This is a genomic window from Metaclostridioides mangenotii (assembly GCF_018917235.1).
Lineage (GTDB): Bacteria > Bacillota > Clostridia > Peptostreptococcales > Peptostreptococcaceae > Metaclostridioides.
The window spans coordinates 289,592-301,463 of record NZ_JAHLOF010000002.1; the positions used below are offsets into that span (position 1 = coordinate 289,592).

Here is an 11,872-nt window from a genome sequence, read left to right on the forward strand (position 1 = left end):
GTCTCCCTATTAAGGAGCCGAGAGAGTTTTTAAAATTATAGTTTATCTATTCCATAAATTTTGGCTTAGCTCTCTACTCTTAGCAAGTATTTTATCTTCATCAACAACAACTATTTCTCTATTCTTCATAAGAACTTTTCCGTTTGCAATTGTTGTATCAACACATTTTCCGCTTAGACCAAACAATATATGTCCAGCAGTAGTGTTTTCATTAAGCGGAGTATGTGGAGTATAATCAACCACTATAACGTCCGCATAAGCGCCTTTTCTAAGTATTCCTAAGTCATTTTTATAGTAAGCTTTTGCTATCTTTCTATTTGTATCAAATAGCATTTGTGTAGATTCTCCAAATCCAACTCTTGGATCTCCTAGTCTATGTCTGTGAATTATGTTAGCAACTTTTTGTGATTCTAACATGTCTGCAGTATAACCATCAGTACCTAAGCCCACATTTATACCTGCATTTATAAATTCTATAGCTGGACAACAACCTACAGCATTACCCATATTAGATTCTGGGTTGTGTACTATAAATGTGTTAGAATCTTTTAGTAATTTGATTTCGTTATCATCTACATAAATACAATGTACTGCAAGAGTTTTGTCTCCTAGTACATCGAATTCATTTAATCTTTCTACAACTCTCTTACCGTATTTTTCAAGGTTAATGTTTAAATCATCTATACCTTCTGCTATATGCACATGGTATCCAGTATCCTTAAGACCTGCCATCGCTGTAGCACATTTGTTAAGAGTCTCATCTGAAAGAGTAAACGCTGCATGAAGACCAAACATACCTTTTAACATGTCAGTATCATCTTTTTGAGCATGTTTTATGAAATCAACGTTTTCTTTAATACCTTGATCCATTGTGTTTCCGCCATCTCTATCTGATACTTCATAACAAAGGCATGTTCTGATTCCTAAGTCTTTTGCAGCATCAGATATTGCGAATAAACTTCCTTCTATTGCATTAGGGCTTGCATGGTGGTCGAATACTGTCGTAACTCCATTTCTAATACACTCTAAATATGTCGCATAAGCACTGTATTTAGTATCTTCAAGTGTGAGTTTCTTGTCGAGCATCCACCATAATCTCTCAAGAATTTCTATGAAATTAGCAGCAGGTTCGCCTGGTACTGCCATACCTCTTGCAAATGAACTGTAGATATGCATATGAGAGTTTATTAGTCCTGGCATTATTATTTTGCCATCAGCATCTATAAACTCATGATTTGGGTACTTAGCTTTCATATCTGCAGTAGGACCTATATCTGCTATTTTGTTGTCCTCTATAACAACGCATCCCTCATTTAAAAATGGGTTTAATGAATCTTGAGTAATAACTTTCCCGTTACCAACTAATAACATAGAACTATCCCCCTTATATTTTCAAACGTTTGCCTGAAGGCTCTTCCGCTATTTTAAAGTTGTATTTTTTCAAGTTTTTTATCTTAAAACCTTTCCGGCTTTAATCTTATGGTAAACATTTTCCTCAACTACAACTTCACCGTTTATGATTACATAGTCTATTCCTGTAGGGAATTGCATTGAATCTATATAGTCATCAGATCCGCTAACTGTATCTTTATTAAATATAACTACATCTGCAAAGTAACCTTCTTTAAGTTCTCCTCTATCGGCTATTCTAAAAGCATCAGCAGCTTTTTTACTCATTTTGTATACAGCTTCTTCAAGATTAAGGACACCTAATTCTCTAACAAATCTGCCTAGTACCTTAGGGAATGAACCATAAGCTCTTGGATGTGGTTTTCCGCCTAAAAGTCCATCAGTACAAACATTTTGCTCAGGTCTTTTCATAAACGTAATTACATGTTCTTCTTTTCCGTAGAAGTCAACCATACCAACTGCATTTTCTTCATCTCTAAGTAAGTCAAAAGTAGCATCAAGTGGATCTATTCCTCTCATTTCGCCTATCTCTTGTAGACTCTTACCTATAACATCTTTATTTTTATCAGTTTTTACACTAGTTACAAATATTTGATCAATACCTGCAAATTGTATAAAGTTATCCCATCCTTCAATTCCGTTAGCTATATCTTCTTTCATCTTTTGTCTATCGGCATCGTTGTTTAGTCTTTCGATCAATTTATCTGTTCCTCCAGAATGCGCCCAAGGAGGTAAAACAACTCCGAGCATTGTGCTTCCGGCTGCATAAGGATATTGATCTAGAGATACTGTAAGACCTTCATCTTGTGCTTTATCAAGTAACTCTAACATCTGTGGTATGAACTTCCAGTTAGCTTTACCACAAACTTTAAAGTGTGAGAAGTGTATCTTAACTCCTGATTTTTTACCTATTTCAATGATTTCTTCCATTGAAGGTACTATTGTATCAGCTTCACTTCTTTGGTGAACGACAAATGGTCTGTCATATTTTGCAGCCACTTTACATATTTCAATGATTTCTTCAGTCATTGAGTATGCACATGGTATATAAATAAGTCCGCTTGATATACCTATAGCCCCTGCTTTTAATTCTCTCTCTGTGACTTCACACATTTTTTGAATTTCTTCTTTAGTAGCAGGTCTATCTTCAAGGCCCATTGCTTCCATTCTTATATTTCCGTGAGGCACTAAATATGTCTCATTAAGACCTACTCCATTATCTTCCATCATTTTTAGATAATTTTCAGTAGTCTCATAATTCCAGTCGATTTCATCGCTTTCACCATCTAGACCTGCAAGATTTTTTCTCCATGGAGATATAAATTCTTTTGGTAATGGGGCCATGGAAATACCATCTTGCCCCAATACCTCAGTTGTAATACCTTGTCTAATTTTTACCTCATTATATGGATTTACTAAAATCATCAAATCTGAATGGCTATGAGTATCGATAAATCCTGGGCAAACTACTCTCCCTTGAGCGTCTATAACTTTATCAGCTTGCTCATCTAGTTTAGCACCTAATTTAAGTATTCTATCATTTTCGATTAATAGATCGCCTTCATAAGGAGTCGTGTTAGTTCCATCTATTATAAGCCCATTTTTTATTAAAGTTCTCACAAAACCATCTCCAATTCTTTTGTATCAATCACTTAAATATCTTTTGTACAGATTATTTTCCGTAAACTGATTTTAATATACCATAGTATCCTTCAGCACCTAAGAATAATTGTTCTACTTCTATATACTCATCTATAGTGTGAGCTAAGTTTTCTTTTGATGGACCGAATCCTATAGTTTTTATTCCAGCTTCACCAGCATAGTGGCTACCGTTTGTACAGAATGAGTATTGAGTTATTTCACAATCTATTCCAGCTTCTTTTAAACCTTTGTAAGCAGCTTGAACGAATTCATCACTCTCTTCATATAACCAGCCTGGGAAGAATCTTTCACTTTCTATTGTATTTCCTGTGTAACACATTTCTTTTGCAAATGCATAAGAAACTTTAGCGTTTAGTTCTGAATCTTCTTTCATCATTTTTTCTAATAACTCTTGAACTGGAGCTAAAACGCCTTCTCTAGTTTCACCAACTAATAATCTTCTGTCGAAAGTAGCTTTACAGTAATCTGGCACTACTGATGCTCCTGGATATGGAGAAGATTTTATATCAGTTAAAACTAATATACCATCACCTAAACCACCTTGGTTTGGAGGAGTTAAGTTTTGTATTTCTTGTATAACGTTAGCCATTTTGTAAACAGCGTTTATTCCTTTTTCTGGATTAGCAGAGTGAGCAGGTTTTCCAAAAGTTTCTACAACTATCTCAGCTCTACCTCTTTGACCTATTTTAAGGTTTAGCTCTGAAGATTCACCTATAACAACATAGTCAGGTTTAACTGCAGCACTTATTTCTCTTGCAGAAACACCTTCGAATATTTCTTCGTGAACAACACCAGCTACATATAATTCACCGGCAAAGTCTTTATTAGTATCTTTAGCGAAATATGAAACTGCGGCCATCATTGCACTAAGTTGACCTTTCATATCAGAAGTTCCTCTTCCGTATAATTTACCATCAACTATTTTTCCTTCATATGGTGGTTGAGTCCATTGAGATGGATCTGGAACTGGAACTGTATCTATATGCCCATCAAATAATATTTTCTTTCCTGGTTTATTTCCTTTTATACACCCTATTATGTTTCCGTATCTATCTCTTGACCAGCTATCGAATCCTAATTTTTCAAAGTTAGCTTCTATAGCTTTGACTACGTTTTCCTCTTGACCTGAATCACTTGCCTGTCTTATTAAGTCTTGGCAAACTTCTGTTAATTGTTTTTCTCTTACATTATCTAACATTTTAATTCCTCCAACTATTACATATTTAATTTTTATATAAAATTTATTTTTAGCTTCTTTAAAAGTTTTATTTCCGGTTTTAGTTCTAATTTTTTAATTACTTTCTTCCATGTGGTCCATGAACACTTGGGCAGTTACCATCCCAAACTATGCTCTTATACATGTCTGGATCAGTATCTCCTTCAGTACTTATAACTAATACCTGAGAATTTTCATCTAATTTAATCGCTTCTCTAAATTCTTTGAACTCTGGGTTTGTCATTATTTCGAGTACTGTTCCTGCAGGAACTGCTCCTGACTCTCCAGATATTATTTTTTGGTCTCCTCTTAATGGGTTTCCTAAAGTTCTCATACCTTTAGCAGCTACCCAGTCTGGTGCAGATACGAATGCTGTTGCATAGTTCTTTAATACTTCAAAGCCTATTGTGTTTACTTCTCCACAAGCAAGACCAGCCATTATTGTAGGCATATCTCCTCCAACAGCTACAGCTTTTCCGTCTCCTTTTTCAGCTGATCTGTAGTAACAATCAGCCTCATCAGCCTCTACAACTACAGTTATTGGGCACTCATCATAAGCATTCGCTATAAGTCCTTGAACAGCTCCTGCTAATGATCCAACTCCAGCTTGAACAAATACGTGAGTTGGTCTATTTACACCGTAATCTTTTAATTGTGCTACAGCTTCTTTAGCCATTGTTCCGTATCCTTGCATAATCCATGCTGGGATATCTTCGTAACCTTCCCATGCAGTATCTTGAACTACAAGTCCACCAGTTTCATTAGCTTTATCAGTAGCTAATCTTACAGCATCATCATAGTTTAAGTCAGTAATACTAGCTTCAGCACCTTCAGCTTTTATTTTGTTTAGTCTGTACTCTGTAGATCCTATTGGCATGTATACTACAGATTTTTGCTTCAACTTATTTGCAGTCCAAGCAACACCTCTACCGTGGTTACCATCAGTAGCTGTATAGAAAGTTATCTCTCCTAATTCTTTTCTTGTTTCGTCAGATATCATTTTGTCATATGGTAGTTCAGATAAATCTTTTCCTAATTTTTGTGCTATATATTTACCCATAGCAAAAGAACCGCCTAGTACTTTAAATGCATTTAATCCGAATCTATATGACTCATCTTTAACGTAAAATCCTCCAACACCGATCTCTTTAGCTAAGTTTTCTAACTTTACCAATGGAGTAACTGTATATTGAGGAAAACTTTCATGGAATTTTTGAGCTTTTCCTATTTCCTCATCGCTTAGAAACGTTATAAGCTTTTCTTTATCTTCGATTTTTGGTAAATCATTTAATTTCCATTTCATTTCTTTCAATTCTTTCATTTATTTTTCTCCTTTCAATATTTTACATTTTAATATATTTCCGTATATAAATAATAGCAATTGGCATGCCAACTTTTGATTTGAAAGATATTTTTTTTATTCGTAGCGACTAAGCCATTTATATATATTGTCGATTTTTCTGTATAATGCTTAAACTTTATTTAACACAAAAAATTCTCGTTATGAAAACTATTTCCCAATTTGAGAATTATCATAACGAGAATTTATTTATTCGTCCTCTAATTTCCTATACAACGTGGCTAATCCTATACCTAACTTCTTAGCTAACAACTTTTTTGTCTTTGTATCTCTTCCATACTTATCTAGTAATTTATTTATATATAAAAGCTCTAAATCCTTTATTTTAAGTATATTGTTTTCCTCTTCTAATAAATCAGCTGATACTTCATCTACGTACGTATCGACAGATACAGGCAATATCGAATCACTTCTACCATTAATCGGATCGATGTCTTCTCTGTAGTAGTTCAATATATCTACAGGAAGCATATCTTTAAAAATAATACCTTCGTCATCGACCAAGTTCATCATATACTCAACTGCATTTTCTAACTCCCTTACATTTCCAGGCCAGTTGTAATTGATGAGCATATCCTTAACAGGTTCTTTGATTTCGTTTAATTTCTTGTCCAATTCAACCGAATATTTAGATACAAACATCATCATCATATCTTCAATATCTTCTTTTCTCTCTCTTAGAGGAGGTAAATTAATAGGTATTACATTTATCCTGTAATAGAGATCCTCTCTAAATTCGCCTTCACTTACAAGTTGTAGTAGATTTTTGTTTGTGGCTGTTATAACCCTTATATCCAAATCAATAAGTTTATTAGAACCAATTCTAGCAAACTTTCTTTCTTGCAGAACTCTTAGGAGTTTAGCTTGCAAATGCATCGGAAGATCCCCGATCTCATCTAAAAATATAACCCCTTCATTTGCTAGTTCGAATTTTCCAACTTTTCCAGAGCTGCTAGCTCCACTAAATGCACCCTTGCTATACCCAAACAGTTCACTTTCCAGTAAATTTTCTGGTATAGCAGCACAGTTAATAGCTATAAAAGGTTTGTTCCATCTATCTCCTTCAGCATGAATCGCTTTTGCTATAAGTTCTTTACCCGTACCACTTTCACCAGTTATCAAAACTGTTGAATTTGACTTTGCAAGCCTTTTAGTTCTCTGTTTAACCTTTTTTATAGCTTCAGATTTTCCTACTATTGAATCTATATTTTTAAACCCCCAGCCAGTGTTTATCTCATGTCCTAGTTTTGTAGCATATGTTTTATCAAACATTAAGATTTTATCAAAAGCCGGAAGATAAGGATATACAGGTATCTTCTTCGATGTAATATTAAATGTTTCCTTCCCAATTTTAAATTCTAATAACTCTTTTCCATTAGAGAAGGTCTCAAGTAATTTTATCGTTATGAACTTGTTTAATGACTCACTTTTTATACCAAGCTTCTTTAAAGCTATGTTATTTATATACGAAATATGGCTGTTGCTGTCTAAAATCACTACACCTTTTTCGACATGATCCAAAATTTCTCTAAGAGTTGTAATCATCTTATCATTATTGTCACTGATCTCAAATTCCTCAATCTTCATTGATATAAGATCAGAAATATGGTTTATAAAAGTTGTATATGTCTCAAGCTTCTTTTTAATTTCTTTTTTCTTGTTTACATCAGTACTTATTGCCCCTATTACACCAATAGTATGATTATTATATTTAATCGGAACAGCAATAATAACTTTATTTAAACACATTTGATAATGATCGCACTCTATACATACATCACTGTCACAAATATCCAAAACCGTCATCTGTTCGCCCGACACCATAACTTTATTATAAATATACCCCTCTGTAACTACACTTTCATCTATTTTAGACTTGTAGATTCCCGAACCACTTATTCTCATCAATCTATCATCTACAATTTCTATATCTATATCTAACACACTTGCGATAGTTTCGGTATATTTTATCATATATTGCTGGAATTCTTTCAATCTACTTCCCATCAACATACCTCCATCAAAACTTAAATTATATATATAGTGCTCTCTATATATTTTATCACATTTAAGCAATCCTGGTGAAGCAGTTATTGACAATATAGCGATTATTTACAATATTAAGTAAAATTTTATAAAAAAATGCCTTTTATACAGCAAAGCGGAATCGCTCGCAATATAAAAGGCTAAATGTTTTTAGATAGATTTTTTTATATAGAATTTTATATAAACTTTTTCGTAGACTTAACTTTTTATTACTCTATTATTGCCAATGCTTCTATCTCAACAACAGCATCTTTTGGCAATTGTGCAACTTGTACACATGATCTTGCTGGTGGATTTTTTTCGAAGTATGTTGCATAAACTTCATTTACATCATTAAAATCTTTAAGATCCTTAACGAAAACTGTAGTTTTGAAAACTTTGTCCATGCTAGTACCTGCTTCTTCTAATATCGCTTTAACGTTATCTAAAGATGCCTTAGTAGCTAACTTAGGATCAGTCATTAATTCACCTGTTGCCATATCTATTGGAAGTTGTCCTGATGTAGAAACTATGTTTCCAATTTGTATAGCTTGTGAGTATGGTCCTATTGCTCCTGGAGCTTTTTCTGTAGAAATTACTTTTTTTGACATTTAAGTCACCTCCTGCTAAGTTTAGTATGATAATGTTCTGTGAACATTATTTTAAACACTAATAAACCTTATTTATTTAATTAAATAAATCATTTAACTTTGTTGTTAATGATTTATTAATGCTCTTTTATATTTTTAAAAGCAATTCTTATGCCATTTCTATTTTTATCTAATATTTTTTTAATTTATTTTATTGTTCTGTAAAACTAATACATTCAGCATTATATTTTTTTCGCTATATTTTTCAGGAATTAAAATATCAATATACTATCTTATCATTATGAGAAATTTATCATAACGAGAATTTATTTTGATAATTTTGGAAACTTAAACATAATAATTTATTAATTATCATTTATTGCACATCATTAAATTGAATCGATAAGCTCTTTTAGCTCATCTTCAGAAAAATTGTATTTTTGATTGCAGAATTGACAACCTACTTCCGCTCCCCTATCCTCTTCTAAAAGTTCTGCTAAACTGTGTTTACCAATAGATATAAGCGCTTCAGCCATTCTTCCCTTTGAGCAGTCACATTCAAACGTCACTTCATTTTTTTCTAGAACCTTTGGATTCAATCCAACTAGAGCTCTTTCAAGCATATCCTCAGGCTTGCACCCCGATTTTAACATATCAGTAACAGATGGTATTTCAGCAATATTTTTTTCTAACTGAATAATAACTTCTTCTGTTGCATCTGGCATAAGTTGAACAATAAATCCTCCAGCGTATTCAACCTCATCTTCTCTAGTGTACACTCCTAATGAAACTACAGAAGGAGTTTGCTCAGACATTGCAAAGTAATTTGTAAAGTCTTGTGCAATCTCTCCGCTATTTATAGGATAAGCTCCATTATAAGGCTCTTTTAATCCAAAGTCCTTTATTACTCTTATTACTCCATCTTGACCGACCGCTCCAGCTACGTTTAATTTACCATTTGGATAATCCTCTACCTCTACATTAGGATTGGATACATATCCTTTTACTATACCTTTAGAATTAGAAGTAACCAATATACTTCCTATTGGGCCTCCACCTTTTAAAATAACCGTCAATTTATCGCCATCATTTTTCATCATAAGCCCCATTATAGAAGTTGCTGTCAGGGTTCTCCCAAGTGCAGCAGTTGCAACTTTAGTAGTCTTATGTAAATCTCTTGCTTTTTCAACCATATTTGTAGTATCTGCTACAAATGCTCTAACTTGGCCATCTCCTGCAATAGCCCTAAGTACATAATCTTTCATTTTATTTCCTCCAAATATTACTGCTATAATTTAAATTCTATTATTATTTAAATCAAGCTTTTAAATTATATTACACTACTTTTTACATACAAAGAATATTCTCTGTGAAGTATTCATTGGTTCCTCAAAGGTAAAATCTCCATATATCTTTATTTCACTAAAACCTGTATCTTTTAAGTGGTTCACTATTTCTTGTTGCGTATAAGCCCTTTGTTGATGTTCTTCCTCAAACTTATTATACTTACCATCTTCATCCTTTATAAAAAAAGCTAGATCCATATCTAAAGTATTATCTTCTTCGTAAAAATAATTTTGCCACATATATGTTATGTCTTCTCTATTTTCCCCATACATATTATTTCCAAGCACTTGTGACAATTTATAATAAGAGCTTATATCAAATATAAATAACCCTTTATCTTTTAAAAGTTTATATGTTTTTTGAAAAACACTTCTTAAATCATCATCATCTATTATGTAGTTAAACCCATCACATGCGCATAAAATACAATCTAGATCTTCTATATCAAAATCCAATTCTGTTATATCTTGCTCAAGAAGTACAAGTTCTAAACCATCTTTTTCAGCCTTTTCTCTTGCCACTCCTAGCATCTCATATGAGATATCTATGCCCGCAATGTCGTAATGTTTTTTAGCAAGTGGAATTGTTATATTTCCAGTACCACAGGCTAATTCAAGTACGTTCTTTACTTTCACACCTTCTCTGGCTATAATATTTTCAAGATATTTTACCCAGCTGTCGTAATCGACTTCATCCATAAGTTCATCGTATACAAAAGCAAACTCGCTGTATTGCTCCATATTATCTATACTCCTCTTTTTTCCTCTTTCTGTTTCTGGAAGTTAAGATACCACCTATTTGACCTGCTTCTTTTGCAGTTAGCTCTGCCCATCCAAACTCTTTCACTTTATCAAGCAGACCGAGTTCAGATGCTATTTCATATTTCATATAGTCATTATTGGTTATTATCTTAGTGTTTTTTCCATTTACAACTTTAGTTATTTTGTTAACTTCTAATTTTTTATTATCAAAACCTCTATAATTTACATCTTTATCGTTCTTAGCGTTCATTAAAACCACCCCTTATGCCTATATTTTTGTCATATTAAAAAAATTTTATACAAAAAACATAAGGGGCATTTATTAATCTATAGATTTTTTAAACTTCAGTAATTTTTTATATACTTCTATTGCATTCATAAGTATCTTTTCATTGAAGTTGAAATTAATATTGTGAAGACTATTTACATATCCTTTTTCTTCATTTCTAGCTCCTAGCATGAAAAATAAGCCAGGAACTTCTTTTTGGTAATATGAGAAATCTTCTGATATCATAAGCGGGTCTAATACTATTATACTTTCTTCTCCCACTGCTTCTACAAATTCATTATATAAGCCCTTATCGTTGTTAACAGCCTCATAATCATCAATAATTTCAACATCAATTTTGCAGTCATATGAAACTTCAAATCCTGCTGCAAGTTTTCTAAGCCTTTCTTTCATTGTATTATAAACTTCTGGCTTAAAAGTCCTCATTGTCCCTTCTAATCTAATGTTTCCAGCTATTATATTCCTTCTAGAGCCTCCATTTATACACCCTATAGTAAGCACTGCATTGTCTATGGGACTTAGATTCCTTGAAACTATACTTTGAAGAGCACTTACAAAATTACCTGCGATAACAATTCCATCCACACTAGTTTGTGGCATCGCACCATGACCGCTCTTTGAAGTTATATCTATATTTATATCTCCAATTTGAGCTAAAAAATATCCAGGCCTAACCCCTATATAACCTTCTGGTATTTCTGGATATATGTGAAGTCCAAATACTTCATCTATATTATACTTTTTAAACACTCCAGACTTAATAATCTCCTCTGCCCCACCTGGGCCTTCTTCTGCTGGTTGGAATATAAATACTATATTGTCATTTAAACTATCTATATTATTATTTACGTACTCTATAAGCCCTAAAAGAATAGAGGTGTGACCATCGTGACCACATAAATGTTTCGGTCCTTCATCACTATAAAGAGCATCTATATCTGCTCTAAAAGCTAAGGTTTTGTTAGGATTTTTACCTTTTAAAATCCCAACTACTCCTGTCTCAAGAACGGTTTCGTAATCTACACCTAATTTATCTAGGTACTTTTTTATATATTTAGAAGTCTCAAACTCACTTCTCCCAAGCTCTGGAATTGAGTTAAGAGTTTGTCTATGATCATAAAGCTGCTGAGCTAAATTTAATTTTTCTGACATAACAATTCCTCCAATTTATGATATTTTTATATATCTTGATTCAATATATTCCAAAATCTA

10 protein-coding genes are annotated in these 11,872 nt (G+C 32.9%); all 10 read right to left on the bottom strand.

The features are described from left to right. Nucleotides 1-42: 42 nt before the first annotated feature. The 10 genes from ssnA to KQI18_RS04645 all read right to left on the bottom strand — a co-directional run bounded on the left by ssnA (nucleotide 43) and on the right by KQI18_RS04645 (nucleotide 11,812). On the bottom strand, nucleotides 43-1,371 hold the full coding sequence (ssnA, locus tag KQI18_RS04600) for a putative aminohydrolase SsnA (RefSeq protein ID WP_216466503.1): 1,329 nt from the start codon (nucleotides 1,369-1,371) through the stop codon (nucleotides 43-45). 78 nt (nucleotides 1,372-1,449) lie between these two features. Continuing rightward, nucleotides 1,450-3,030 (bottom strand): N-acyl-D-amino-acid deacylase family protein, encoded by a 1,581-nt coding sequence (locus tag KQI18_RS04605; RefSeq protein WP_216466504.1) that lies wholly within the window; start codon nucleotides 3,028-3,030, stop codon nucleotides 1,450-1,452. A 52-nt stretch (nucleotides 3,031-3,082) separates the two neighbouring features. Next, nucleotides 3,083-4,270 (bottom strand): YgeY family selenium metabolism-linked hydrolase, encoded by a 1,188-nt coding sequence (locus KQI18_RS04610; RefSeq protein WP_216466505.1) that lies wholly within the window; start codon nucleotides 4,268-4,270, stop codon nucleotides 3,083-3,085. A gap of 97 nt (nucleotides 4,271-4,367) precedes the next feature. Continuing rightward, the gene (gene dpaL / locus KQI18_RS04615; RefSeq protein ID WP_216466506.1) at nucleotides 4,368-5,609 is read right to left on the bottom strand and encodes a diaminopropionate ammonia-lyase; all 1,242 of its coding nucleotides are present in this window, start codon (nucleotides 5,607-5,609) and stop codon (nucleotides 4,368-4,370) included. A gap of 228 nt (nucleotides 5,610-5,837) precedes the next feature. Continuing rightward, nucleotides 5,838-7,655: a sigma 54-interacting transcriptional regulator gene (locus tag KQI18_RS04620; protein ID WP_216466507.1), complete on the bottom strand. Its 1,818-nt coding sequence runs from the start codon at nucleotides 7,653-7,655 to the stop codon at nucleotides 5,838-5,840. Nucleotides 7,656-7,903: 248 nt separating this feature from the next. Then, nucleotides 7,904-8,284 carry a RidA family protein gene (locus KQI18_RS04625; RefSeq protein WP_216466508.1) on the bottom strand — a complete coding sequence of 127 codons (381 nt, stop codon included), beginning with the start codon at nucleotides 8,282-8,284 and terminating at the stop codon, nucleotides 7,904-7,906. A 368-nt stretch (nucleotides 8,285-8,652) separates the two neighbouring features. Beyond that, entirely contained in the window at nucleotides 8,653-9,528 is an 876-nt protein-coding gene (gene hslO, locus KQI18_RS04630) for an Hsp33 family molecular chaperone HslO (RefSeq protein ID WP_216466509.1), read from the bottom strand. A 75-nt stretch (nucleotides 9,529-9,603) separates the two neighbouring features. After that, nucleotides 9,604-10,350, bottom strand: coding sequence for a class I SAM-dependent DNA methyltransferase (locus KQI18_RS04635; RefSeq protein WP_216466510.1), 747 nt, complete (start codon nucleotides 10,348-10,350; stop codon nucleotides 9,604-9,606). Between the two features lies 1 nt (nucleotide 10,351). Then, nucleotides 10,352-10,621 (bottom strand): small, acid-soluble spore protein, alpha/beta type, encoded by a 270-nt coding sequence (locus tag KQI18_RS14425; RefSeq protein WP_216466511.1) that lies wholly within the window; start codon nucleotides 10,619-10,621, stop codon nucleotides 10,352-10,354. Between the two features lie 72 nt (nucleotides 10,622-10,693). Next, nucleotides 10,694-11,812, bottom strand: a complete 1,119-nt coding sequence (locus KQI18_RS04645) for an N-acetyldiaminopimelate deacetylase (RefSeq protein ID WP_216466512.1) — start codon at nucleotides 11,810-11,812, stop codon at nucleotides 10,694-10,696. Between the last annotated feature and the right edge of the window lie 60 nt (nucleotides 11,813-11,872).